This is a genomic window from Priestia sp. JSM ZJ58, assembly GCF_044383985.1.
Taxonomy (GTDB): Bacteria; Bacillota; Bacilli; order Bacillales; family Bacillaceae_H; genus Priestia; species Priestia zanthoxyli.
In genome coordinates this window covers 2,416,952-2,441,596 of record NZ_JBISEM010000001.1, presented here as the reverse complement: position 1 = coordinate 2,441,596, position 24,645 = coordinate 2,416,952, and the positions used below count along the sequence as shown (strand labels likewise).

Annotated in this window: 26 protein-coding genes; 20 read left to right on the top strand and 6 right to left on the bottom strand. The window is 36.8% G+C overall.

Annotation, left to right across the window (positions count from 1 at the left end; genetic code table 11):
* Positions 1–409: 409 nt before the first annotated feature.
* Together ACH6EI_RS12975 and ACH6EI_RS12970 are read left to right on the top strand one after the other, a co-directional pair.
* Positions 410–865: a hypothetical protein gene (locus ACH6EI_RS12975; RefSeq protein WP_033578944.1), complete on the top strand. Its 456-nt coding sequence runs from the start codon at positions 410–412 to the stop codon at positions 863–865.
* Positions 853–1,152, top strand: coding sequence for a YxcD family protein (locus tag ACH6EI_RS12970; protein ID WP_014460159.1), 300 nt, complete (start codon positions 853–855; stop codon positions 1,150–1,152). Before ACH6EI_RS12975 ends, ACH6EI_RS12970 begins: the two co-directional genes overlap by 13 nt.
* A gap of 45 nt (positions 1,153–1,197) precedes the next feature.
* Here the strand turns inward: ACH6EI_RS12970 and ACH6EI_RS12965 are convergent, their stop codons facing one another.
* Positions 1,198–3,369, bottom strand: a complete 2,172-nt coding sequence (locus tag ACH6EI_RS12965) for an MMPL family transporter (protein WP_108674716.1) — start codon at positions 3,367–3,369, stop codon at positions 1,198–1,200.
* Positions 3,370–3,576: 207 nt separating this feature from the next.
* Here ACH6EI_RS12965 and ACH6EI_RS12960 point away from each other — a divergent pair, with 207 nt between their 5' ends.
* From ACH6EI_RS12960 to ACH6EI_RS12950, 3 genes are all read left to right on the top strand, one after another.
* Complete coding sequence (locus tag ACH6EI_RS12960) at positions 3,577–4,437, top strand: dimethylarginine dimethylaminohydrolase family protein (protein ID WP_098999315.1); 861 nt, start codon at positions 3,577–3,579, stop codon at positions 4,435–4,437.
* A 127-nt stretch (positions 4,438–4,564) separates the two neighbouring features.
* Positions 4,565–4,768 (top strand): alpha/beta-type small acid-soluble spore protein, encoded by a 204-nt coding sequence (locus tag ACH6EI_RS12955; RefSeq protein ID WP_013056997.1) that lies wholly within the window; start codon positions 4,565–4,567, stop codon positions 4,766–4,768.
* 189 nt (positions 4,769–4,957) lie between these two features.
* Complete coding sequence (locus ACH6EI_RS12950; protein WP_108674717.1) at positions 4,958–5,806, top strand: YihY/virulence factor BrkB family protein; 849 nt, start codon at positions 4,958–4,960, stop codon at positions 5,804–5,806.
* 33 nt (positions 5,807–5,839) lie between these two features.
* Here ACH6EI_RS12950 and ACH6EI_RS12945 read toward each other — a convergent pair whose 3' ends face one another.
* Positions 5,840–6,115: a hypothetical protein gene (locus ACH6EI_RS12945; protein WP_034266052.1), complete on the bottom strand. Its 276-nt coding sequence runs from the start codon at positions 6,113–6,115 to the stop codon at positions 5,840–5,842.
* A gap of 200 nt (positions 6,116–6,315) precedes the next feature.
* Here ACH6EI_RS12945 and ACH6EI_RS12940 point away from each other — a divergent pair, with 200 nt between their 5' ends.
* From ACH6EI_RS12940 to ACH6EI_RS12920, 5 genes are all read left to right on the top strand, one after another.
* A complete protein-coding gene (locus ACH6EI_RS12940) occupies positions 6,316–7,248 on the top strand; it encodes an alpha/beta hydrolase (RefSeq protein ID WP_098112591.1) in 933 nt (310 codons plus the stop codon).
* A 681-nt stretch (positions 7,249–7,929) separates the two neighbouring features.
* A complete protein-coding gene (locus tag ACH6EI_RS12935) occupies positions 7,930–8,166 on the top strand; it encodes a hypothetical protein (RefSeq protein WP_223546589.1) in 237 nt (78 codons plus the stop codon).
* A gap of 690 nt (positions 8,167–8,856) precedes the next feature.
* Complete coding sequence (locus tag ACH6EI_RS12930) at positions 8,857–9,009, top strand: hypothetical protein (protein WP_155017243.1); 153 nt, start codon at positions 8,857–8,859, stop codon at positions 9,007–9,009.
* Positions 9,010–9,049: 40 nt separating this feature from the next.
* On the top strand, positions 9,050–9,436 hold the full coding sequence (locus ACH6EI_RS12925) for a hypothetical protein (RefSeq protein WP_394530693.1): 387 nt from the start codon (positions 9,050–9,052) through the stop codon (positions 9,434–9,436).
* A gap of 452 nt (positions 9,437–9,888) precedes the next feature.
* Entirely contained in the window at positions 9,889–10,782 is an 894-nt protein-coding gene (locus tag ACH6EI_RS12920; protein WP_028413387.1) for a helix-turn-helix domain-containing protein, read from the top strand.
* 368 nt (positions 10,783–11,150) lie between these two features.
* Here ACH6EI_RS12920 and ACH6EI_RS12915 read toward each other — a convergent pair whose 3' ends face one another.
* Both ACH6EI_RS12915 and ACH6EI_RS12910 read right to left on the bottom strand, forming a co-directional pair.
* On the bottom strand, positions 11,151–11,684 hold the full coding sequence (locus ACH6EI_RS12915; protein WP_047750993.1) for a PIN domain-containing protein: 534 nt from the start codon (positions 11,682–11,684) through the stop codon (positions 11,151–11,153).
* A gap of 7 nt (positions 11,685–11,691) precedes the next feature.
* Positions 11,692–12,048 (bottom strand): hypothetical protein, encoded by a 357-nt coding sequence (locus ACH6EI_RS12910; protein ID WP_028413384.1) that lies wholly within the window; start codon positions 12,046–12,048, stop codon positions 11,692–11,694.
* Between the two features lie 430 nt (positions 12,049–12,478).
* Here ACH6EI_RS12910 and ACH6EI_RS12905 point away from each other — a divergent pair, with 430 nt between their 5' ends.
* Positions 12,479–13,456, top strand: coding sequence for a ring-cleaving dioxygenase (locus ACH6EI_RS12905; RefSeq protein ID WP_028413383.1), 978 nt, complete (start codon positions 12,479–12,481; stop codon positions 13,454–13,456).
* A 98-nt stretch (positions 13,457–13,554) separates the two neighbouring features.
* Here the strand turns inward: ACH6EI_RS12905 and ACH6EI_RS12900 are convergent, their stop codons facing one another.
* On the bottom strand, positions 13,555–14,061 hold the full coding sequence (locus tag ACH6EI_RS12900) for a PCYCGC motif-containing (lipo)protein (RefSeq protein ID WP_028413382.1): 507 nt from the start codon (positions 14,059–14,061) through the stop codon (positions 13,555–13,557).
* A 234-nt stretch (positions 14,062–14,295) separates the two neighbouring features.
* Here ACH6EI_RS12900 and ACH6EI_RS12895 point away from each other — a divergent pair, with 234 nt between their 5' ends.
* The 4 genes from ACH6EI_RS12895 to ACH6EI_RS12880 all read left to right on the top strand — a co-directional run bounded on the left by ACH6EI_RS12895 (position 14,296) and on the right by ACH6EI_RS12880 (position 17,556).
* Entirely contained in the window at positions 14,296–15,150 is an 855-nt protein-coding gene (locus ACH6EI_RS12895; protein ID WP_028413381.1) for an STAS domain-containing protein, read from the top strand.
* A gap of 321 nt (positions 15,151–15,471) precedes the next feature.
* Positions 15,472–15,672: a DUF3311 domain-containing protein gene (locus tag ACH6EI_RS12890; RefSeq protein ID WP_028413380.1), complete on the top strand. Its 201-nt coding sequence runs from the start codon at positions 15,472–15,474 to the stop codon at positions 15,670–15,672.
* On the top strand, positions 15,669–17,162 hold the full coding sequence (locus ACH6EI_RS12885) for a sodium:solute symporter family protein (protein ID WP_108674718.1): 1,494 nt from the start codon (positions 15,669–15,671) through the stop codon (positions 17,160–17,162). Before ACH6EI_RS12890 ends, ACH6EI_RS12885 begins: the two co-directional genes overlap by 4 nt.
* 226 nt (positions 17,163–17,388) lie before the next feature.
* Entirely contained in the window at positions 17,389–17,556 is a 168-nt protein-coding gene (locus ACH6EI_RS12880) for a Fur-regulated basic protein FbpA (protein ID WP_080754423.1), read from the top strand.
* Between the two features lie 235 nt (positions 17,557–17,791).
* Here the strand turns inward: ACH6EI_RS12880 and ACH6EI_RS12875 are convergent, their stop codons facing one another.
* Positions 17,792–18,385, bottom strand: a complete 594-nt coding sequence (locus tag ACH6EI_RS12875) for an exonuclease domain-containing protein (protein ID WP_028413378.1) — start codon at positions 18,383–18,385, stop codon at positions 17,792–17,794.
* Between the two features lie 233 nt (positions 18,386–18,618).
* Between ACH6EI_RS12875 and ACH6EI_RS12870 the strand changes: the two genes are divergently transcribed.
* The 5 genes from ACH6EI_RS12870 to ACH6EI_RS12850 all read left to right on the top strand — a co-directional run bounded on the left by ACH6EI_RS12870 (position 18,619) and on the right by ACH6EI_RS12850 (position 24,586).
* The gene (locus ACH6EI_RS12870) at positions 18,619–18,915 is read left to right on the top strand and encodes a hypothetical protein (protein WP_028413377.1); all 297 of its coding nucleotides are present in this window, start codon (positions 18,619–18,621) and stop codon (positions 18,913–18,915) included.
* Positions 18,916–19,296: 381 nt separating this feature from the next.
* Complete coding sequence (locus ACH6EI_RS12865) at positions 19,297–21,648, top strand: immune inhibitor A domain-containing protein (RefSeq protein WP_108674719.1); 2,352 nt, start codon at positions 19,297–19,299, stop codon at positions 21,646–21,648.
* Positions 21,649–21,869: 221 nt separating this feature from the next.
* Entirely contained in the window at positions 21,870–23,249 is a 1,380-nt protein-coding gene (gene fumC / locus ACH6EI_RS12860; RefSeq protein WP_034266080.1) for a class II fumarate hydratase, read from the top strand.
* A gap of 175 nt (positions 23,250–23,424) precedes the next feature.
* Positions 23,425–23,643 (top strand): hypothetical protein, encoded by a 219-nt coding sequence (locus tag ACH6EI_RS12855; protein WP_108674720.1) that lies wholly within the window; start codon positions 23,425–23,427, stop codon positions 23,641–23,643.
* A 46-nt stretch (positions 23,644–23,689) separates the two neighbouring features.
* Positions 23,690–24,586, top strand: coding sequence for a GH25 family lysozyme (locus ACH6EI_RS12850; RefSeq protein ID WP_098999320.1), 897 nt, complete (start codon positions 23,690–23,692; stop codon positions 24,584–24,586).
* Positions 24,587–24,645: the final 59 nt, after the last annotated feature.

Sequence of the window (24,645 nt, the reverse complement as noted above, 5' to 3'; positions counted from 1 at the left end):
TGCATTGTACTATACTGAGACGCTGTTTCCTGTATGGTATTCGTCATGTAAACTCATATCTCCTTTATTACCACCAATAGGAGCGAAGGGAGCGTATAAAGGTATTTTTAAAAGAGGGGACTTGCTACAGAACTCTGCGAAAGTAATATGCTGGGCGAAGTGTAAAATAAGCGTTAACGAAGATGAAGAGTCTTTGTTAGTTTTATAAATTTCACTGATGTGTACATAAAAGGGTCTTATATCCATATGAAACGCGTCTAAATGTTTAATCCTGTGAACATTTAATGGAGCTTTATGCATTTTTATATAAAAAAGTGAAACCTTTTGGTATGATGAAACGTAGGAACATATATGGAAATCATATATGAAAAAACATATGTGACGTTAGTCATTTAGTGGAGGGAAAGCAATGGTAAAAAAATTATTGGCCGCATTTATCGCATTAGCGGTTGTGTTTTCACCAGTCGGTGGATCACTTATTCATGACGGTTCAAACGTAGCAAGTGCAAAAGGGTATAAATCAGGAAAGCGCTCTTTTGACAGCGGAAGCAATAACCAATCAAGCTTATTTAAAAACAATAACAGTAATTCGGTTAAGCAAAACAATACGTCTAAAAACTCATCATCTAAAAGTACAGCAGCTGGTTCAAAGCGCGGCGGCTTAATGAAAGGTCTTTTAATGGGAGGAATTGCGGGCTTATTATTTGGAAGCTTATTATCTAGCTTAGGACCATTAGGCCCAATTTTAGGCTTTATGGTAAATATGCTTGTGATTGTAGCTTTAATTCTTCTTGTAGTAAAGTTATTCCAAAGCGTACGTAGCAACAAGCGTAAAAATGAGGAAGTGAAATCTTGGAGACAATAAAAATTTCTGAACAAGATATTATCAATGCGATGTGTTTGTATATCGCAGAAAAAAAACAAGTTCAGCCTCAAGAAGTAGAGATTGAGCTAATGTATGATGATGACTACGGTTTTTCAGCAGAGTCATACGTGCATGATCGTAAACAGGTTCATATTACTTTGAACATTATCGAAGCCCTGCGCTATTGGCTGGATACGGAAATGAACGTAGACCCATACGCAGCAGGACTAGAACTGGAATTAGACGATGAAGAAGGCATTATCGCTTTTGCTAAATTAAGTCGATAAAGAAATCTTCAATGAAAAACCCGCTCACTTGAGCGGGTTTTTTTATCATGATTTTACCTGTTCGTTGGAACTGGACTTATCGCTTTTTTTAGTGAAAAACCACCAGTTGGCATCTCCAAGCAATTTCATAAGAGAAGGGACAAGAAGCATTCTGACAATCGTTGCATCGATAAATATAGCTAAGGCAATTCCTACACCCATTTGTTTAACAGGCGTTACGTCTGTAAAAGCAAAGGCTCCTGTAATGACAATCATGATTAAAGCAGCGCTCGTAATGATTTTACTAGTGGAAGCTAGGCCTTCTACCGTTGCTACATTGTTATCCTTCGTTTGATGATACACTTCGTGAATGCGTGAAATCAAAAAGACTTCGTAGTCCATGCTAAGCCCAAATACAAGGCCGAAAACAAAGACCGGCAGCACTAAAGCGATATTGGATTGGGTAAGACCTAAATGTCCATTTTGAAACAGCCATACAAGTAAACCAAACGTAGCTGTTAAGCTTAAAATATTCATAATGATAGCTTTTAAAGGAATCAGGACGGAACGAAAAGCAATCATTAAAATGACATACGTTGAAAATAAAACAAGAGCCAGGCCATAAGGCGCCTTTTCATAAATTTCATCAAATATTTCCTGTTCGAATTTTGGATAGCCGCCAATATGAACGGTGAAAGGTGAACGTTTCTCTTTCCATTTTCGAACAAAATCTTTTGCTTGATCTGAATTTTGGTCTGTATCTAGCGTAGCTTTTATGAGCATATAATGTTCGTTAATAAACGAATCTACAGCTGGCTTTGTCTGCGCGCTTATCTGCGGGTTGTTCAGCATAGCTTGAAGCTGATCACTGGATTTTACGTTTAAAGCGGTAGAAATAGAATCAACTTGCTTAACTAACGAATCTTCTTTTAATTGTTTTATAAAAGTAAAGGCATTTGTTAAAGGCTTTTCCTTCAGCATATCTTGCTTAGCTTCTAACACAAAATAAACGTCTGCCGTGTTTTTATTTATAAACGTATCGTTATACGTGTCAAAAGCTTGACGAGACTCGTATTTTGTTGGCAGTGCTTCTGAAGACGGTATTTCTAGATGCATGTCTCGAACGGGAATAAGTGCTACTAACAGAATAATAAGAGAAACAATCGTCATAGCTACAGGCTTTTTCATGACAAATGTAGCGAATGAACGCCACCTAGATTGACCGCCTTGTTCACTGATTTTTAAGATGCGTAGACGATTGATGCGTGTACCTAGTATAGCCAGTATGGAAGGAAGCAGCGTAAGAGCTGAAAACACAGCAATAAAAACAACAGCCATTCCTCCAAGAGCGACGTTTTGAAAAATATCAACTTGAATAAACAGCATTCCCGCTAATCCAATAAATACGCATAATCCGGAGAAGATGACTGAGCGTCCCGCTGTTTGAATGGTGATTTTGATTGCTTGTTCTACCGATTTCGTTTGAATTTCTTCTTTAAAGCGATTAATAAATAAAAGGGCAAAGTCAATACTAAGAGCTAATCCAATCATTGGAATCACGTTTAAAATGAAGATGGACAGCTCTGTGTACGGATGAAAGAAATAGACAACGCCCATGGTGGTAACGACAGTTACAATTCCTATCATAAGAGGAATTGCAGCGGCTACCACGCCGCCAAAAGCTAGAAGAAGCACAACTAAAGCAACAGGAATACCAATGGCTTCTGCTTTTGCTAAATCTGCTTGGCTTGCTGTATTCATATCTTTTTCAATAATAGGACCACCGGTTAATTTTACACTCATTTCTTTTTCTTCAGATGAAAGAGTTCTGATTTTTTCCACTCGTTTATCCATCGTTCCATCATCGTGATTAAAGTGGATAATTCCATACGCTGTGCTTCCTTTTATCATCTTGTTAGAAGCCGTTGGCATGTCAACGTTCGACGCGTCTGATTTGTCCTTTGCTTTTTGCATATACTGAGCGATCGTTTGCTGGAATTTCGAGTCAGAAACTCCGTCTTTTTTTTCAAACAAAACGATGATCTGAGCTTCGCTAACATCGAATTTATTAACTAAAAGCTGCTCGGTATCTTTATACATTCCTTTCATTTCAAATCCGTTTCCTCCAAGCACAGAAGGAAGCTTAGCCGCATAAAAGCCAAATCCGACAATTAGGATGACCCACAGCAGTAATAAAATTTTTCTGCCCGCATATAATGCGTTCGCTATTTTATTCATATTTACCTCCAATTTTTTGTACAGTTACTAGACTATTTTATACTAACAGTTATTGTAATTAGAAGAAGTATTGTGTTTTTTTGTTTTTCTTGCCTGAAAAAGCTTTTCAGATAGATGCGCAGGGGTGTTTCCTTAGCAAAATCGTGTTTATGTTTCAGGCGATTTAGGGAACACTGTACATAAATGCACGAAGGGGGATTTAAAAAGATGCAAATGAAACAGCCAGCTAAAATGACGAATCGTTATGGATGTAAAAATGAGTATGATACATTAAAACGTGTGGTCGTTTGTCCACCTACATATATGAAAATTGAAGAAATTATTAATGAAACACAAAAGCACTATGCGGACGAAAACATTGATGAGAGCTTGGCTTCAAAACAGCATCGTCAATTTGTCGAATGCCTTCAAAAAGAAGGAGTGGAAGTCATCGGGCTATCTGCACAAGAGCCATTTCCAGAACAAGTATTTACACGGGATATTGGCTATACGCTCGGAGATACCGTTATTGTCACGAAAATGGGCAGCGAAATTCGAAGCGGAGAAGAACAGGTACTAGCCGATTGGCTGCAGCAGCAAGGTATTCCTTTCCATCAGGTACCGGACCACTCCATTGAAGGTGGAGATGTGCTGATTGATGGACAAGCTATTTTTATTGCACTCAGCGACCGTACAAGTGAAGAAGGCGTGGAGCATATCCAAGAGCTGCTTCCAGCGTATGAGGTTGTTCCGATTCCTATTGATCGGTCTTATCTTCATCTTGATTGTGTGTTAAATATTTTATCATCTACAGAAGCGCTTGTATTTTCACCCGCTTTACATGAAAAAGAATTAAATTTACTTCGCATGAAATATGATTTAATTGAAGTAACAAAAGAAGAGCAGTTTACGATGGGAACCAATGTATTATCCATCGGTAATCAACGGGTGATCAGTCTTCCAATGAATACAGAAGTGAATGAAGAGTTAAGGAAACGAGGCTATAAAGTAATTGAAGTTGATATATCTGAAATTATTAAATCCGGCGGTTCTTTCCGCTGCTGTACAATGCCTCTTGAACGAGTGTAAAAAAGCTTAAAAAGAAAAAAAGATCTCGGCGATAGCCAGAGATCTTTTTTTTGAAGGATATTGTATAAAATTTCAAGTGAAAGGAACATTAACCTATATAAGCTGTTGAAGGAAAGGAGTGATAAACATGGCAAATCGTAATCCTATTTTAGTTCAAGGTGCTGAACAGCTTCTTGATCAGTTAAAAACGGAAATCGCGGGAAGACTTAACGTTCAGCTTGGCGCGGAACAAACGGCTCGCGCAAATGGTTCTGTTGGTGGAGAAATGACGAAGCATCTTGTTGCTATGGCGCAGCAGCAATTAAGCGGTGCACAAGGACACATTCGCTAGTCTGCTCTACATAAACACTTTGATGAAAAGTTCTGGCTCTTTTGAGCCGGAACTTTTTTTGTGTAGGAAACATCATTCTACTTTCTCATGGTCGCTTGATTTGAGATTTTGCTCGAAATTCTCCACTTTCAAGGTTGAAAAGTGCATAAAATGGGAAAAGAACAAAAAAAGAGAAAGTAGAGGTTTATCATGAAAAAGCTATTATCATTTGGAAAAAGTCTTGGTAAAGAAATTCAAGAAGACCAAGCAACGGGACTAGCGGCTGAGCAAGCCTATTATTATATGCTATCATTATTCCCTATGCTTATTTTACTGATATCGATTGTTCCGTATCTATCGATTAAACCGGAAGAGGCAATCGATCTTCTTCAAAGCGTTATGCCGGGAGAAACGGCTGCAATCTTTAAAGATAACGTAGCTCAATTTGTGAGCCAACCAAACGGCGGGTTACTGACTGTAGGGATTTTAGGAACCATTTGGTCCGCTTCAAACGGTATGAACGCCTTTATTCGTGCAATGAACCAAGCCTACGACGTGAAAGAACAGCGCTCGTTTATTAAAGTAAGAGGCTTGTCCATTCTTTTAACAATTGGATTAATTGTAATAATTGTTGTATCGCTTCTTTTACCAGTGTTCGGAGGGGTTTTGTTAAATTGGATAAGCGAATGGTTTTCTCTTCCTTCAGGTACAACAGTGGTTTTAAATATTCTGCGCTGGATTGTTGGTGTCGGCACTATGGTACTTGTTTTATCCGTATTATACAGATTAGCGCCAAATAAAACATTTCCTTTTGCTCACGTATGGCCCGGAGCACTCGCTGCTACGCTGCTATGGCAGCTGACATCTTTAGGGTTCTCATTTTACGTAAGCAACTTTGGCAATTATTCTGCTACTTATGGAAGCTTAGGAGGCGTAATTGTTCTGATGCTTTGGCTATTTTTAACGGGGTTAATTCTCGTCATTGGAGGAGAGATTAATGCTATTTATCAACGAAACAAAACGGCTGCACCTCCTAAAGATACGTCTCAGGCGATGTAATAAAAAAGGAAACCTTTATAAAGGTTTCCTTTTTTAACGTTTAAAGCTATTAACAAGCTGTTTAAATGAGTTGGCTGTATATTTGACCGAATCTTTTTTGTACTGTATATCCGTTTTAATCGCTGCTTGTGTTACTTTTAAATGGTTTGTTTTTTCTTTAATATGATCAGTTTCGTTTTGAAGATGTTGAGAAGTGGCGTTTACAGAGTTCACAGTTGGCTTGATTTTTTTATTAAATGATACGCCTGCGTAAATAAGATACGCAAGTGATGCCAAAACAACAGCTAAGCTTATATAAACAATAATCATCATTGTGCCTCCTTTGTACGTATTTATATTTATATAGGTGAGAATAAAATATATACGAATATCATCCTCTTTATTTAATTGTTATACCCATTTTTAATTAAAACAAACAAAAGCCTGCCGAGAAGACAATATATTGGATTTTTTCTGAAATTTCATTCATCATTACATATAGAGTTACCTTGAAAGGAGAGAGAAGAAAAATGCCGTTAGATCCGCATATTCAAATATTTCTAAATCAATATAACGAAATGCCCCGTCCTTCTTTAGAGGACGTTACACCCCTGCAGCTGAGGGAAATGGAAAAAATGTCTTTAACTCCTTCTAAAGAAGCAGTTAAAAAAGTATATAATGAAGAAATCCAATTAAATGAACGTACCCTCACTATACGAGTGTATGAGCCTGAAGGAACAGGGCCATTTCCCGCTCTTGTTTATTATCACGGAGGAGGCTGGGTATTAGGAAGCCTGGATACTCATGACTCCATATGCAGGTCGTATGCAAATGAAACAAACTGTATTGTAGTGTCTGTTGATTACCGCCTTGCTCCTGAGAGTAAATTTCCCGCTGCGGTGAACGATGCCTATGACGCCTTGGAGTGGATTTCAGCTCACGCGTTTCAATTAAATATTGATTCAAACAAAATTGCCGTTGGAGGAGATAGTGCCGGTGGCAACCTTGCTGCGGTTGCAAGCATTTTAGCAAAACAAAGACAAGGTCCATCCATTGTTCATCAGCTGCTTATTTATCCATCTGTAGGATTTAAAAATCAGCACCCTGCATCTATGAAAGAAAATGCAGAAGGATATCTTCTTTCAAAAGATCTTATGGATTGGTTTCGCCTTCAGTACTTAAATAATAAAGAAGAAGAACAGCATCCCTATAACGCTCCGGTATTACTAGAAGATTTATCGAGCCTGCCGAGCGCTACCATTCTTACAGCACAGTACGACCCTCTAAGAGATAGCGGAAAAGACTACGCGGACGCATTAAAAAATCATGGTGTTCCCGTCACCTACGAAAATTATGAAACAATGATTCACGGGTTTTTAGGGTTTCATGAATTTGTTCCACTCGCTCAGCAGGCGATCAATAAAAGCGCAGCTCAACTGCGTCAAGTATTTGATTCTATTTAAGGATATATAGTGTCATAAATCATATAAACTCGAAAAGAACAGCACATTGATGTGCTGTTCTTTTCTGTATTTGGAGGGAGAAAAGGTTAAAAAGAGTTTCAAAAAAATAGCCTATTATCTCTTTTAAAGTTATTTCAATGTTATAAATAAAGACAATGTTATAGAAGTTATTGAAAATGATGCTTCACAATAAAAGAAAAGATTTCATATCTTAATGAAGGTTTTTTACAAGTTGAAACAAAGTAGGTGATTAAATGTTCTATTCTAATTTTTATACTCCTTTTAACTATGCTTTCTACCCTTATTTCATGCCTTCTTTTGGACGTCCTACTGGATATGTACTGAATTCTAGTGGTGAAGTTGACAGTTGGTGGGGAAATTATCCGTTAGGGTATCCTGCGAAAGCTCCAAAATTTTTGGGTGGGGGGCAGACGCCTATTTCAGGACCTGCAATACCATTCAGTTTCAGGGGTTATTATTGAACTGATTACAAGGGTTACTGCCGTAAAAGGTAAGAAAGATACCTACAAAATTAAAGCAGTATTTAAAGCGACTGAAAGAGATGATATTTAATTCAGTCGAGAAAGTCAATCATAGGGTCGACTTTTTATTTTAGGTAATTAACAAGTTTGATTTGGTTAATGAAGAGAAAATAATAAGTAACTAAAAGGAGGTGGAGTTATGGATTATGAACAAAAAGATTATTATATCAGTGCAAAAGAAAATGAGTATTATAAAGTAATAAATGTAGTAGGTCATATGTTAGAGGAAGCACAAAGTAATAATAAATATCCAGTATGGGGCGAAAAACTAAGAACTGAGCTAAAAGAAAGTGCTGGTAATAACCTTACTCCATGGCATTTTAATATGATAATATCCACACTTTTAGATTATGTACCTGAAGAAGTAAAAAAATAAATCTAATGCTAAGTCACTCTGAAGAGTGGCTTTTTATTATATCTATAGTATGCAAATTAAAATATGTGCTAAATAATAAATGGTAAAAAAGGTGGCTAAACAACATGCCTAAGAAGCCATCTAAGATATGTAACACAGAGGAATGTCGTCAATTAGCTTATGATACATATTGTGACAAGTGCAAAAAAGATAATCATTAAGAGTACAAGGAACAGAGAGTAGATAAGGAAGGGAAAGCCTTTTAATCTAGTAACCCATGAATTAAATTATGCAATAGGAAGAAGAGATTAAATCCTTTAGATGAAGTCTGTCTTGAAGAAGGCAGGTGTACTCCTATTGAAATAGCCTATCACCTTATAGAAGTTAAAGAGGATTGGAGTAAAACTTATAGAGTGATCGTAAAGCACATCACCATAAGGTTCACTTTGGTGTAGATGGTAAGAAGTACACGAAGATTAAGAAGATAAGAGAACCTATTAGAGAATGCTTATTTACAGAAAAGCAAGTAAAAGAATTATTAAAAGCTATAGAAAGTATAGTGATGGATTACATTAATTATAGGAAAGAAAATGCAGAGAATGAGAATGATTCAAAAAGAAAATTATCGAAAAACTGATAAGGGAAATAATTGAATATATAAAAAAATAACCTTTTTCGTGATATTATTTACTCGTTAAGGGGCTGTGTGTTGTGAATGAACAATTAAAACCTGAGGAAATTAGCATAGAAGTTAAACTTGAGCTTCTAAAGATATGTAATGACGTAATGAACAATATAGGGACGCCTAAAGAATTAATTAAGGACTTAGAAAAATTAGTTAGTCAAATCAATTTATCAGTTTAATGTAACACTCCATACAGAGAAAAGTTAAGGGGAGAATGCTGTGAAAAAGTTGTTAGTTGGTAGCATTTTGTTGTCTTTGAGTTTCACTATGGGAGCATGTGACCAAGGGGAAGAGAAGAACGCTGAGAATTCTAAGGAAGAAACTGCTGTAAAGCCAGAAAAAAAGACTAATGAAAGAGAATTAAATAAGAAATCTGAATCTCAACAAATTCAAGATGAACAGAAAGATTTACGTGCCTACGCTACAAAAGTTGAAGTAGAAAGAAAGGCTAAGGAATTAGCAGAACAAAAAGTAAAAGAAGAAGCGGAAGCTAAACGACAAGTAGAAATAGCCGAACAACAAAGACAACAAAAGATTGCCGAAGAACAACGTATAGCAACTGAACAAGCAGAGCAAAAGAAAGAAGGAAGCGGAATCTCCAGTTAGTCAAGAAACAATCGATAATTATGAAGCAAATCAAGCTGAAACATGGGCTGAAGAGGCTGAGATTGAGGAGGAACTGAATAAGGAAGAAGAAGAAAGATTAGCTAAAGAACAGGCAGAACAAGAAGCATATGAAGCTCAAATCATTGCTGAACAAGATGCTAATTTCTCCGATGAAGCAAAGGAACAGATTCAAAAAGAAATTGATGAAGAAGGATATAGTCAAACATCATACTATTGCGATCAAGTTATGACTGCTGTACAAAGAGGGGATATGACTAAAGAAGAAGCTGGAGGTTGTTTGAAATAATTTAATTATAATTTCAAGAATTTCCTTTGGAATTATTTTCTTATTTCTATTGATAAAAAAACCACCTAAATGGTACAATAGACTTATAAAAACATAATGGAATGTTGTTTTCACAGAGTTCATTGACATTAAGTAAGGTGATTTTTTGAATGATAAAAAACAAGTAGGTCAGCTGATTCAAGATCTGCGAAAGATTGCGGAAATGACAACTGTCGAGTTATCAGAAGGAATTTGTACAGAAGAAGAGCTACATCGATTTGAACAAGGTGAAATTCATGCAAGCAGTGAAGTTCTCTATCATTTATCGAAACGCTTAGGGGTTCCGATGAATTATTTCTTTGAAGCAGGAGAGCTAACGCCCAACGATTATTCAAAAGAAATTAAATCGACCATTAGGCATTATATACGAAAACGCGATTATGCAACCGTGTTACATATGGTGGATAAAGAAAAAGATAATCCTATGTTTCAAGATCCTTTTCACGCACAATTTTTCCTATGGCACGAAGCCATATGTGATTATTATATTGGAAATAAATTTGAGCAAGCGCTTCGTAAATTGGAAAAAGCGATTGCGTTCACGCGTACGAGCGAACAGTTTTATTCAGAAAAAGAGATTGCTATTTTAAATAGTATTGCCATTATTTACGAAGAAGAAGGTCATTTAAAAAAAGCGTTCAGTACGTTTATGGAAGGATTGCAGCATATTGCTTTGCTTCCTAAGTTAAAAGATCCTCTTGTCAAAATTCGAATTTTATATGGATTATCACATGCGCTTTTGCAAATGGAACGTTATGAAAAATCGGTTAAATATGCACAAGCAGGACTAGAGCTGTGTATTCAGCATGAGACGCTTTATTTATTAGGAGAACTGCACTATCAAATTGGAGAAGCACTCTGTCAGCTTGGTGAGCTTAAAGAAGGAATAGCTTACCTAGAAAAAGCTATTACTGTTTTTGAAATTGAGCAAAATGAAGCGTTTGTGACCATTATTAAAGAAGAGATGTCTAAATATCAAGAAACAAAAAAGAAGAGCTGACAGCTCTTCTTTTTTATCTCCAATACACTGGGTGTGGGTAAAACGGACGAGGACGAGGGTAAAAGTAAGGGGGGTGGTAATAAATAGGACGTGGGTAAGGGTAAGGATAAAATGGACGTGGGCGAGGATATGGATAATAACCATAAGGGAATCTTTCTTCAGTTTTTTGGGGATTGGAATAATAATCATAGCCATATTGATACTCTTCTAAAGGTTGTTCCGGGTAATATGGGTAATTCACTCTTTTCACCGCCTAAGTTTTTATGCTTTTTACTGTATTCAATATAGAAAGAATTGGAGTATGTACCCATCAAACTTTTAATTTGAAAAAGGCGGGAGACAAGGAGTATTTTGAAAGCAAAAACAAATTAACTTTCCTTCTCGTTTTCTTGTAAGTTATCAGCACCGGGAAGGTTGGGAGGTTCAAAGCTTTTAATAAAAGAAGCGTAAGCAATCGTGTCTTTAATAGGATTTACATAAGATAATGGTTGACCTCGGTAGCTGAAATTAAATGTAATCCAAGCAAAATCTTTATTATTGTTGGAAATTAGTTTTGCATTATGTATAAAAGCAGATGCGGCAATCATCGCATCCGGGCCTTTAATTTTTTTATTTGATTCTATTTTGGCTTTTCTGCGAATTTGAGCTGCTAGCTGTGCAATTTCACTTGTAACGTCTACAATCTTATCGGTCATATCGTAAATATAATGATTTTTTACTGCTTTGACTTGAGGATTTGTTTCTACTTCCCAATGCGACAGAAGTTCCATTTGTACAACGGTAGGCATTAAAAATTCCGTATTATTTGAAATAAGTTCATTAATATATTCCACAACTTCTGGATAATTAAGCGCATGTGAAGCCCAAATGTTTGTATCAATGATTACTTTTTCACCCAACACAAATCGTTCACTCCTCTCTACTAGCCATTCGCACGAGCTCTTCTAACCCAAAAGGTGAGTAAAGAGCCGCGGATTCTGAAAGCTGATTGCTTAATAGAAGCTTTTCGTATTTAGTTAATCTAGTTTTGGCAGATTTTATGAGCCTTTCTTGTGTGCCGTTTACCACTTGATCTTTTTTATCATACGTGCGTAGAACTTTATTTTGAGGTTTATATTTAAGATTTTTTTTATTCACAGGGGGTGAGGAAGGTGGTTGCGGTGAGGGTTTTGTGTAAATTTTTCCATTTATTTTTATTTTGAAGTGCTTCTGAACTTCCTTGCTGTACGTTCCTTTTTTGTCATCTACCAAGCGCTGTGCTTTCATGATATCCCTGCCTTTTATATAAATTTATATAGTATATGTGATGAAGTTTTTTCTTACTATTCCTTTTATATAAAAAGATTAAAAAAGTTAGCTGCCGGGAGTTATTGAATTAATTGATGTTTGCCTGTTGGGTGATGATCTCAGCCAATACCGGACAAAGGTTTAAAAACATGATATCGTGTAAGAGAAATAAATTAGTATAGGTTAGAGAAGGAACTAGGCAACAATACGGTGTTTTATTACCGATTTGGTCCGTCCTCATTTATGAGATTTTGCTAAAATGTAAAAACCTACATATTTCCTTCCGAGATCATCCATACTTTATTGACAAAGGAAAATTAATCATGGTATATTATCTTTAATTAAAGATATTTAAATTAAAGATAAATAACGAATGATAAACTAGACGATTTATCCGGAGGAATGTAGAATGAACCACTTAAAAGGAATACACCACGTAACGGCTATTACGAGCAGCGCAGAAAAGAATTATGAATTTTTCACCTATGTGTTAGGCATGCGCTTAGTAAAAAAAACGGTCAATCAAGATGATATTCAAACGTATCATTTGTTTTTCGCAGATGATAAAGGCAGTGCCGGAACGGACATGACTTTTTTTGATTTTCCAGGAATTCCAAAAGGTTCTCACGGAACAAATGAAATTTCAAAAACATCTTTCCGCGTTCCAAATGATGAGGCTTTAGACTATTGGGTAAAGCGCTTTGATCGCTTAGAAGTGAAGCATACGGGGATTCAAGAGCTATTTGGGAAAAAGACGCTTTCGTTTGTTGATTTTGATGATCAGCAGTATCAGTTAATTTCCGATGAAGGAAATCAAGGAGTTGAATCAGGCACTCCTTGGCAAAAAGGTCCTGTACCTCTTCAATACGCTATTACGGGACTCGGTCCTATCTTTATTCGTATCGCCGAGTTTAATTACTTTAAAGAAATGATGGAAAAAGTCCTTTTATTTAAAGAGATTGCTCAAGAAGGAAATCTCCATCTATTTGAAGTAGGAGAAGGGGGAAACGGTGCGCAAGTAGTAGTCGAACACAACGAAAAACTTCCGCAGGCTCAGCAAGGTTTTGGAACGGTTCATCACGTTGCTTTTCGCGTAGAAAATCGACAGGCTCTTGAAGAATGGATTAACCGAATGCCAAGCTTCGGTTTCCATACGTCTGGTTATGTGAATCGTCACTTCTTTGAATCGTTGTATGCAAGAGTGGCTCCGCAAATTTTATTTGAATTTGCGACAGATGGACCAGGATTTATGGGAGATGAACCTTACGAAACGCTCGGAGAAAAATTATCACTTCCTCCATTTTTAGAGCCAAAACGTGCAGAAATTGAGAAGCTCGTGCGTCCGATTGATACAGTAAGAAGTACAAAAGAGTTTGTGAAAGAATAGTACACAAAAAACGCTCAAATAGCTATTTGAGTGTTTTTTGATGTTTTCTACTTTTACATATATCTGTCGCGAATGTTTACTTGAACAATGCCAATGTTCTACAAGGAAGGAGTAGGAGTGGGTTGTGCATAGCCTTCCTTATATTTTTCATCGATGTCTTTGCGAATATCTTTTATTGATTTGCCTCGGTTATAGTCGAGCATAGCTTTAGCTGCAATTTCTATACACAATCCGCATTTTGTTCCATGATCATCCCAGACAACTGCTCCATTTCTTTTGTTTTTAAAAATAAAGCAGTCATAGCTATTTTTGTGATTCGCTTCCATGCCACATCCACAGTAGCAAGGGATTTTTTCAAGTAGTTCACGATTTTTAGCAACGGATAGATAAACTAGCTTCATGTCTTTAGGCTGGTTCTTCAAAAACTGTGGTAAAACATCTGCTCCTGGAGTCTCTTCGCGAATATCAGCAACTGCAGCTTTATGATGTTCATGACCTGAATGTGCAGAAGAGTTTGTAGCAGAAGAAGTTGTTGTATTGTTTGAGCAAGCTGATAATCCAATACTTGTAGCGAGAAGCCCCAACAAAATAATTGATTTTTTCAATACAATTAACATCCTTTCATGTCAAAATAAATGATAGTTTCATCATACACGGCAGTTTATCTATGTAGATAATCAAATACCTGCTTGTTTATATCTAATTCTCTATAAGTATGCAGAGCGGTTATCGTGTATGATAGAGATGGACGAGGAAAAAACATGAAGCATGAATTTCTCATAAGGTGCGTTTTGTAAGTGATTGTACAGAAGGAGAAAGTGAACGGAGGTTAAACAGTAGTGAGTGAACAAAATCAACGTCTTTTTGAATATATTTTAGAGAATTCAGCCTCTATCAGTGAAGAATGGCTGCACCAAAGAAGTAATATTAAAGGATCGATTTACTCAAAGGACGCAGACGCATCAGTTGAGAAAAAGCTGCGCGAGCAGCATCGTTATACGATCGAAACAATTGCGAGCGGCTTTCTTGACGATCAAGAGATTTTTAAACAACGTATGATGAAATGGACGACGGAAGTAGTAAACAGCAGAATTAAATTTGATACGCCGATTTACGAAGTGGTAGAAGCGCTAAGCAAAACAAGAAAAATTATTTGGACATATGTCAAAACATATAGCCTGATACATTCATCTATTACAAAAGAAGATATACTGTCTTGGAGTGAAGTTTATCATACAACATTTGATAAACTCATTAATGAATTTTCCGAACAGTATTATAAAATCACAAGGCAAAAAATAAGTCTTCAGCAAGAGCTAATCGACGAAACGAGTTTTCCTGTTATTCCAATTGTAGACCACATCGCGGTCTTGCCTTTGGTAGGGCTTATTGATGAAATCAAAGGTGATTCCATTATCGAGGTTGTTCCAAAAAGGTGTGCAGAAAAACATATAAGGCATTTAGTCATTGACTTATCGGGTGTAAATTATGTAGATACGTATGTCGCTCACAAATTTTTTGATTTGATTAACATTTTGCAGCTGCTAGGCATCCATGCGATTATGTCAGGAGTGAGTCCTGACATGGCTCAGACGGCTGTTAATGTAGGAATCAGTTTTAATAAAATTGAAACGTTCGGACATTTAAAACAAGCGCTCTCTTCGCTTGGTGTAAAGAAAAAAGAAGAGGAATAAAGTATAGAAATGCTAGATCGAAACGGAACTGTTTGAGACCTTTACTTTCAGTTCCGTTTTTTTGTTTGTCTATATTCTGTATATGAAAATATGAAATAATATTCTGCTGCATTCAAAATTTTGTAAGCATGTCTTACAAACTCCTTTTCATATGGGGACAAATGGAAGATACTAAGGAGCAAACAAACGGCGGTTTTCTATGACAAACGTCTCGTTTAGCTCAAGAATGGAGGTGTAAAGAGAAGAATAAGAGAAGTACATAATGAGATAGTTAAAGCCTTAGATAAGTACTGATAAGCCGTGTGATTAAGGAGGAGTTCTATGAAAAAAATTTATCTTCTTTGCCTGCTTCCGTTTGTAGGAATATTAGGTTCATTGCCTTTTGTTAACAAAGTGACGCCGTTTATTTTAGGGATGCCTTTTTTTCTTTTTTGGATTGTTATGTGGGTAATCCTTACATCTTTTATTATGGGTATTGTGTACAAGCTCGATCCTGCTGTTAAAGGAGGAGATAAACAATGAATACCGCACTGATTATTATTTTCGGTTTTTTACTTTTAGTTATTTATCTTGGAATTCGAGCTACGCGGGGCAAAAAAATGGATTTAGAACAGTGGAGCGTAGGGGGCAGAGGTTTTGGAACTATTTTTGTCTTCTTTTTGATGGCGGGTGAAATCTATACTACTTTTACGTTTCTAGGTGGAAGCGCTTGGGCATATGGGAAAGGAGGGCCGGCGTTTTATATTTTAGCCTATATTTCTTTAGCGTACGTGTTAGGGTATTGGATTGGTCCGCAAATATGGCGATATGCGAAGCAGCATAAGCTTATGTCTCAGCCGGATTTTTTTGTTTCAAAATACAAAAGTCCGTTTCTTGGTATCGTTGTTTCATGTGCAGGGGTGCTGGCAATTGTTCCTTATATTATTTTACAATTCAAAGGCCTAGGTATTATTGTATCTGAAGCTTCTTATGGCTCTATCTCTTCAACTGCAGCCATTTGGATTGGAGCCATATCATTAACGGTTTACTTAATGATATCAGGCATACATGGTTCTGCTTGGACGGCTATTGTGAAAGATATTATGATTTTTATTGTTGTCTTATTTTTAGGAATATATATGCCGTTTCATTACTACGGAGGCTTACAGCCAATGTTTGAGGCTGTGCATCAAGCAAATCCAACGTTTCTTACTCTTCCCAAGACAGGTCTCAGTATTTCGTGGTTTATTTCTACAGTCATGCTGACCGTATTAGGATTTTACATGTGGCCGCATACGTTTAATGCAACGTATTCAGCTGAAAACGAGAATGTATTTAGAAAGAATTCTATTATAAGTCCTATTTATACGTTAATGCTGCTTTTTGTCTTTTTTGTAGGGTTTACTGCTCTTATGCAGGTACCTGGACTACAAGGCGCAGAAGCGGACTTGTCACTGCTTCGTCTTTCCATTCAAACATTTGACCCGTGGATTGTCGGCTTTATCGGCGCAGCTGGTTTATTAACAGCGCTTGTGCCTGGATCGATGCTCTTGATGGCAGCTTCTACGTCACTATCTAAAAACGTTTACGGCGTGCTTGTTCCCTCAGCGACGGGCAAACAAATTTCGATACTGGCTAAATGCTTCGTACCAGTCATTGCGCTTGTTTCAGTCTATTTTACAATTCATGGAGGGAATACAATTGTAACGCTTTTACTAATGGGCTACAGCATTGTGACGCAGCTGTTTCCTGCTTTTATTTTTAGTTTAATGAAAAACAATATCGTGACTAAATACGGGGCGTGTGCAGGTATTGTTGCCGGCATTGCGTCTGTGATGTATATAACGATTACTGAAACAACGCTTGGCACGTTGTTTCCTGCGTTGCCACAAATCATTAAAGATACAAATGTCGGCGTCATTTCTTTATTTATTAATTTAGTTGTATTAATGGTGGTTAGTTTAGCAACAAAAAAAATCGCCTCACAGCCGCATTTTGAAAGCGGGGCAGTAGATGGCAAACAGATTTTATGAAAATCTTTTTCCAATTGCGTTTTAAGAACATCATGAAGGGTATAAAAGTAGTGCATCACCAAAATGTTCAATATGGCTGCAAGACGTAAGCAGCCTTCTCGATAAAATGTAACGATTGCGTTGTTTTTAAACATAGGTAACGAGTGTGAAAAGCAACAAGACGTATGCCACAAGCGGTGTACGTCTTTTCTATGAAAGATATTCACCTAAAAAAGGAGATGATAACATGACATCTGAAAAAGCATTTGAGCAAAAGAAAGATCTTTTAATGAATCAAATTATTGAATCGGGTTACTTTAAAGCAGAAGACGGGAGACATTTGTACGAATTGAATTTAAGTGAACTAGAACAAACGCATCACGACCTTCAAAGCCAAAAGGTAAGAGAAGTATAATTTGAATCTTCTAGATTATTAGCAATTCAGCTGATTTCGTATATGTCTGTAAACACCAGCTGTTCAGTTTGTTCCTCCGCGATTTTTTGGTTTGAAAGCAGGCACTTTTCTTTTTCTTCCGGTGCGTTTACAACCTCGCTGTTTACAACCATATTCCTCAAACATATAACTCAACACTTAAGAAATAGGCAAATAAAAACAAAAAAAGCGCAGAAGCTGCGCTTTTTTTATTAAGTTAAAAACGAGTGGAAGCCGCTGTTTTTTTAGGTTTGCTCATTGCTTTTTTTAATACTTCAGAAAAATAGGGCTCTCCGCTAGGATTTTGCTGTCTTAGCAAGTCAATAGTTCCTTTCACGTCATCCATAGCTCTGTGAGCGTTCTCTCTCTCAATCTTATGATGGTCAAGAAGTGTTGTTAGTTTTTTGTTAGGAAAGCCGTACTCTTTCCATTTGACAGCACGCATAGAGCAGTGCCATTTTTGGTTAAATAAAGATGGATACCGTTTTAAAAGAAAACTGCGATCGAAAGAAGCATTATGAGCGATGATAGCCGAAACGCTAGTTAACAATGATTCCACTTTTTTATCGTCTAATGTTTTATTTTTGACCATCTCATTTGTAATTCCCGTTAAGTTTGTAATGTACGGGAAAATGGGAGTTGAAGGCATATTAAATTCTTCATATTCTTCTACAATGTCGATTATTTCTCCGGTAGAAGAATCATAAGAAACAACAGCAATTGCCAGTTCGATAATATCGCATGTTTGAGCACTTAATCCCGTTGTTTCAACATCTAAAACGGCTGCTAATTTCACTTGTTCAGTTGACAACTCGTCGCCCTCCCTTTCTATTTATCATTCTATTAGCTTATCATTTTTTAACAGAAAACGTTAGTAAAAAAGATGAGCAAGCATGTACACGGGTTTATTTTATACGCCCACGTGGAAAAGGAATTTACTTTTTTAAAGGAGATGACGATAGCAAAGGAGAATAGTAATATTTACTCATCTAAATTAAGTCTTCATTGAAAATAATGAAATGAAGGAAGAAGGGGATCGTTATCATGCAATTGCTGTATATGGTACTTTTTCTTGTCTTAATTTTTTGGGGAATTACATCTTTTATTCATTACAGGAATCAAACTATTAAAGTTCGTTTGAACAAACATTATACGAATGCAGTAGAATGGATTGAAGCTGTTAAACAAGAGCTGGAAAAGCAAGGGAAATCCGTGAGTTATGAAGGGGATTTCTTGTTTAAAATTGATGAAAAACCTTATGAAATCGCAGCGCGCAATATGTCTATTTGGAGCACGTCGCTCTATCATATCTTGCTGCATCGTCAAAAAGAACATTCTTAAATTTACTTGCATACAAAGGTTATCACTTCTCGTCTATCGAGAAGTGATTTTTTTATCTTTCTGTATCCATAATGGGGAATTTTTTGTTTTTATATAATAGTAATACGGAAAAGGTGGTTCTAATTCCCTAAAAAAATACGCTTCATACAGTTTTAGTTGTGGTTATCGATTTGGCATGGAATTTGCATACGCAAGAAGGGTTTATCAGACATTTTAATTGTCAGGCAAAGAAAACTAGTTACATACTATAAAACTATTTTACATTATCTACTAGAATCAAAAAATTTTAATAATATAGTAAAATGTAGTTGACCTTCCTAGTTTTAGAATATAAAATAAATCTTGCTAATAGTTTGAAAATTCTAAAATGGAGGGGTTTACTTGAAAAGCTGGAAAAAGATTTTGGGGACATCTTTTCTTGCCACAACTGTTACATTAAGCGGAGTGGGACCAGTACTTATGAATGGAAGTACTGCTTCAGCTAAAACCGCACAATCGGAGGAACTTCCGAGTTCACCAATTGATATGAATACAGTACCGGAAGAAAGATTGGCTAACGCACTGAAAAACCAAGGAGTTATTTCTCAAAGTGCAACACCGCAAGAAGTGAAGAAAGCCGTTACTTCTTACATAAACAAAAAAGATGCACATAAAGAGAGCATGAAAGGACATAAAGCTAGCAAAATTGATTTGAAAGCGAAAGAAATGCAAACAAAACAAAAAGAAAAGTTTCAACGAGGCGAATTTGCTAACATTAAGTCTCAAGGAAACAATTCGGGGAACGGGGTAAACGTTAAACCTGCAGCTCAGGCAAAATATAACGGACAAGTGAGAAAAGATAAAGTTCTTGTACTTTTAGTCGAATACGCAGACTTTAAGCACAATAATGTCGTTCAAGAACCTGGTTACATGTATGCAAAAGACTTTAACCGAAATCACTATCAGCAATTAATGTTTGGAAAGAAAGACTTTACGCTATTCAACGGAAAGAAAATTAAAACGTTTAAACAATATTATGAAGAACAGTCTGGAGGTAGTTACACAGTAGATGGAACGGTTTCTGACTGGTTAACCGTACCTGGAAACGCAAAAGAATACGGAGCAGACAATCCAGCGGGAGGAAACGATAATGCGCCTGGATCTAAAGGGCCTCGTAACCTTGTAAAAGAAGCGCTTGCTGCAGCAGCAAAAAGCGGCATTAACCTTTCAGATTATGATCAGTTCGATCAATATGATATCGATGGAGATGGCAACCGCAATGAGCCTGACGGCATAGTGGATCACTTAATGGTCATTCATGCTGGAACTGGGCAAGAAGCAGGTGGAGGTAAACTAGGAAACGATGCTATCTGGTCTCACCGCTCTACTTTGGGACAAGTATATAAAGTTCCTGGAACAAACATGGCTGCTTATGATTATACAATCGAACCAGAAGACGGAGCAGTTGGGGTTTTTGCTCATGAATTTGGCCATGATTTAGGTTTGCCGGATGAGTATGATACACAGTATACGGGTCAAGGTGAGCCGGTAGGCGTTTGGTCAATTATGAGCGGAGGGAGCTGGGCTGGTGAAGTAGCTGGAACAGAACCGACAAGTTTCTCCCCGCAAAATAAAGAGTTTTTCCAAGCAAATATGGGTGGAAACTGGGCAAATATTCAACAAATTGACAGCAAAAACATTACAAAATCGGGCTCTGTGAGCGTGGTTGATCAAAGTGTCACAAAATCTAAACGACCAGGTATTGTAAAGATTAATTTACCTAAAAAAGCTGTTCAAGGGATTAAGCCTGAGTTTGGAAGCAACTATTATTACAGTAAACGCGGAGACGATCTGCATACGACGATGACAACGCCAGAGTTTGATTTAACAACAGCCAACACAGCTAAATTCAATTACAAAGCGTTCTATGAAGTAGAGGCAGAATACGATTACTTATATGTAAATGCGATTCTTCCTGACGGTTCAAAAGTTCTGTTAGATACAATTGGTGATAAAGCGAATAATGCAGATGGTTCTGCTGAAACATCTAACGGAAAATGGGAAGATAAAAGTTATGACTTAACGCAGTTTAAAGGTAAAAAAATCAAGCTTCAATTTGAATACGTCACGGACGGCGGACTTGCTCTTCAAGGATTCGCTCTTGATAATGCTAGTTTAGTAGTAGATGGAAAAACGGTATTCACGGACGATGCTGAAGGAGCTCCAAAAGTAACGTTAGATGGATTTGAAAAGACAAACGGCATCAGCTATAAAGATAACTATTATTACCTTGAGTGGAGAAACTATGCAGGCAGTGATAAAGCACTTCAATTCGCGCGCGGTGCAAAATATAATACAGGCATGCTGCTTTGGTACGCAGATGAAAGCTATCTTGATAACTGGGTAGGACAACATCCGGGTGAAGGATTCCTTGGTGTAATTGATTCACATGCTCATAAAGTTCTTTACTTTAATGTGAATGGTATTAGCACTACAGCAAATTCAAGCCGATATCAAATTGCAGACGCGGCGTTCTCATTTGATAAATCACCTGCTTGGTCATATTCTCATAAAACGTGGGGAACGATTTCATCTAAAGAATCAAATGGTGTTACAAGCTTTAATGATAAAAAATCGTATTTAGATGAAAGAATTAAAGATGCAGGCCGCTTGCTTCCTCAAAACGGATTAAAATTAGACGTAATTGGTGAAGCAAAAGACAATTCAGCTGGTGCTGTATGGATTCATAAGTAAAATTGGACGTATTAAAAAGATCTGAAGAGCGTATTCTTCGGATCTTTTTTTGTATTATAAAATCAAAATAAACTATGAGCTAAATAATCAAATAAGTTAAGCCCGTTTAAAAAATAGAAAAAAGGGAATTTTCAACAATGAATAATTGTTATTATGTCATGAAATTCATCCATATAATCAATACTAATAGGTAAAGAAAATATTGAAAAGGAGTTCTAACTATGAGCTATCGTATCGAAAGAGATTCAATTGGAGAAATCAAAGTGGCAGAAGATAAACTATGGGGAGCGCAAACGCAAAGAAGTAAAGAAAACTTTCCAATAGGGATTGAAAAAATGCCGATTGAAGTAATACGCGCTTTTGCGGTTCTGAAGAAAAGTGCGGCTATTAGCAATCATAAACTAGGCAAACTATCAGCAGGGAAATCGGAAGCCATCGTGCAAGCTGCTAACGAAATTATTGAAGGGAAATGGAATGAACATTTTCCTTTAGTAGTATGGCAGACAGGAAGCGGAACGCAATCAAACATGAATGTAAATGAAGTGATTTCACACCGGGGAAACCAGCTAATAAACGGCGACGAAACGCTCCATCCAAATGATGATGTCAATATGTCACAAAGCTCTAACGATACTTTCCCTACAGCTCTTCATATTGCAGCTGTACTAGAAGTCGAAGATCAATTATTGCCTGCTTTAAAAACATTAAAAGAAACGTTTGCTGCGAAGCAAGAGCAGTTTAAAGATATTATTAAAATAGGAAGAACCCATTTGCAAGATGCTACACCGCTAACACTAGGACAAGAAATTAGCGGATGGCATCATATGCTCGAAAAAAATGAAGAAATGATTAAACAAAGCGTAGAGTATATGAAGGAGCTAGCTATTGGCGGTACAGCTGTTGGGACGGGGATAAATGCACATCCTGACTTCGGCGATGAAGTAGCGAAAGAAATCAGCAGCACGCTTGGAAAAACATTTATCTCAGCACCTAATAAATTTCATGCATTAACAAGTCACGATCAAGTGGTTTATGCCCATGGTGCACTCAAAGCCTTAGCAGCTGACTTAATGAAAATCGCCAATGACGTACGCTGGCTGGCAAGCGGTCCTCGGAGCGGATTAGGTGAAATCACGATTCCTGCTAACGAACCAGGAAGTTCTATTATGCCTGGAAAAGTAAATCCAACTCAAAGTGAAGCTCTAACAATGGTTTCTGCACAAGTGTTAGGGAATGACGTGACGATTGGCATTGCGGCTAGTCAAGGAAACTTTGAATTAAATGTATTTAAGCCGGTTATTATTTATAATTTTTTACAATCAGTCAGACTGCTGACAGATTCCATGCAGGCTTTTAACGATAAATGCGCAGTAGGAATTGAACCCAACAAAGAGAAAATCCAGCATAATCTAGAAAATTCTCTTATGCTTGTAACAGCGTTAAATCCGCACATAGGGTATGAAAATGCGGCTAAAATCGCCAAGCTGGCTCATCAAGAAGGAACGACATTAAAAGAAGCAGCGGTAAAAACAGGCCTTCTGACAGAAGAACAATTTGAGCAATGGGTAAATCCAGCTAATATGATTCATCCATCAAAATAAAACAAGAAGCCAAGCATTCTGAGCTGCTTGGCTTCTTGTTTTATAATAAAATAAACATTGTTCTAAATAAACATATAAAAAGAAAAAGCGGATTAAAAGAATTTTTACACTACCTTGTACTAGATTCAAGTACATACGATTAGGGTATTTACATCTTTATAAAGGAGGGATTCAAGTGACGTACGAAGTGAAGTTTTATTTTGGAAATGAAAAATCAATCAGTACATTGGTTGAATCAGAAAATGTAAAAGAGCTTGAGGAATCTATTATTCATACGCAAGGATGGTATCGTTATTATGACAAAAAACACGAAGCTTATTTAGCTATTCAAATGAGCAACGTTTTACACATCGTTATAAAAGAATATCAAGATCCGGAAAAACAGGGGTTTTAAAATATTCGTCGTATACATAAGGAAGCTAGCAAAAGAGGTGAAAACTATGCAAAGTCGACATTCAAATAATCCTATTATTCTCGATGTTTCTCATCATCAAGGAATCATTAATTGGAAAGAAATAAAAAACACCTCAGTGAAAGGGGTGTATATAAAGTTAACAGAAGGCGGAACTTTTGTAGACCCTAGATCTTATGAAAATTATATAGGTGCTAAAAATGCGGGCTTGAGAGTAGGATTTTATCATTATGCTCACTGTACAAATAGCCCGGAGAAAGAAGCTGCTTTTTTTATTGCTCAGCTTGGACAAATGAAACTAGACCTTCCGCCGTGTTTGGATCTAGAAGAAGACAAGAAAAAATCTAAAGAATTTGTTTCTCGTTTTGCCGTAAGCTGGCTCGAGCATGTTCACAAAACAACAGGTATTAAGCCTATCGTATATACTAACTATCATTTTGCTAAAACTTTTTTTACAACTGAAATAAGTAAGTATCCTTTGTGGGTAGCAAGATATAGTGCAAACAATAGACAAGGCGGTATGCAGCACCCTGGTGAGCTAAGTCAATGGCAGCGATGGGCAATGTTTCAGTATACGGATTCTGGCAGAGTAAAAGGAATTTCTACAAATGTGGATATAAATGAAATGGACTGCTCATTTTTTAAAGAAGTCACAACAAATCTCTCTATGACGAATAATACAAAAGGACCATTTGTCTATTCCAAAGGTGATAGAGGGTTAGGAGTCAAACAAATTCAGCAAAACTTACTTACGCTAGGTTTTTCTCTTCCGAAGTTTGGAGCAGACGGTTCCTATGGAGATGAATTAATCGCTGCAGTGAAAAAATTCCAGAATCAGTATGGCCTTTTTTCAGATGGAATAACAGGAGCGGACACGCTGCAGCGCCTTGTTAAAGAAGTGAATAATCTGAATAATCGGGTTTGAGAGAGTACCTGAGAGGGAAAAGTTATTGTAAGATTCAAAATGGTACAAGGAAGGAGCTA

Coding starts and splice junctions, on each gene's coding strand:
- ACH6EI_RS12950 (WP_108674717.1), top strand. CDS start 4,958: ATGAAAAAGCTATTATCATTTGGAAAAAGTCTTGGTAAAGAAATTCAA.
- ACH6EI_RS12850 (WP_098999320.1), top strand. CDS start 23,690: ATGCAAAGTCGACATTCAAATAATCCTATTATTCTCGATGTTTCTCAT.
- ACH6EI_RS12870 (WP_028413377.1), top strand. CDS start 18,619: ATGCAATTGCTGTATATGGTACTTTTTCTTGTCTTAATTTTTTGGGGA.
- ACH6EI_RS12935 (WP_223546589.1), top strand. CDS start 7,930: ATGGATTATGAACAAAAAGATTATTATATCAGTGCAAAAGAAAATGAG.
- ACH6EI_RS12955 (WP_013056997.1), top strand. CDS start 4,565: ATGGCAAATCGTAATCCTATTTTAGTTCAAGGTGCTGAACAGCTTCTT.
- ACH6EI_RS12905 (WP_028413383.1), top strand. CDS start 12,479: ATGAACCACTTAAAAGGAATACACCACGTAACGGCTATTACGAGCAGC.
- ACH6EI_RS12960 (WP_098999315.1), top strand. CDS start 3,577: ATGCAAATGAAACAGCCAGCTAAAATGACGAATCGTTATGGATGTAAA.
- ACH6EI_RS12890 (WP_028413380.1), top strand. CDS start 15,472: ATGAAAAAAATTTATCTTCTTTGCCTGCTTCCGTTTGTAGGAATATTA.
- ACH6EI_RS12885 (WP_108674718.1), top strand. CDS start 15,669: ATGAATACCGCACTGATTATTATTTTCGGTTTTTTACTTTTAGTTATT.
- ACH6EI_RS12910 (WP_028413384.1), bottom strand. CDS start 12,048: ATGAAAGCACAGCGCTTGGTAGATGACAAAAAAGGAACGTACAGCAAG.
- ACH6EI_RS12975 (WP_033578944.1), top strand. CDS start 410: ATGGTAAAAAAATTATTGGCCGCATTTATCGCATTAGCGGTTGTGTTT.
- ACH6EI_RS12880 (WP_080754423.1), top strand. CDS start 17,389: ATGACATCTGAAAAAGCATTTGAGCAAAAGAAAGATCTTTTAATGAAT.
- ACH6EI_RS12940 (WP_098112591.1), top strand. CDS start 6,316: ATGCCGTTAGATCCGCATATTCAAATATTTCTAAATCAATATAACGAA.
- ACH6EI_RS12945 (WP_034266052.1), bottom strand. CDS start 6,115: ATGATTATTGTTTATATAAGCTTAGCTGTTGTTTTGGCATCACTTGCG.
- fumC (WP_034266080.1), top strand. CDS start 21,870: ATGAGCTATCGTATCGAAAGAGATTCAATTGGAGAAATCAAAGTGGCA.
- ACH6EI_RS12965 (WP_108674716.1), bottom strand. CDS start 3,369: ATGAATAAAATAGCGAACGCATTATATGCGGGCAGAAAAATTTTATTA.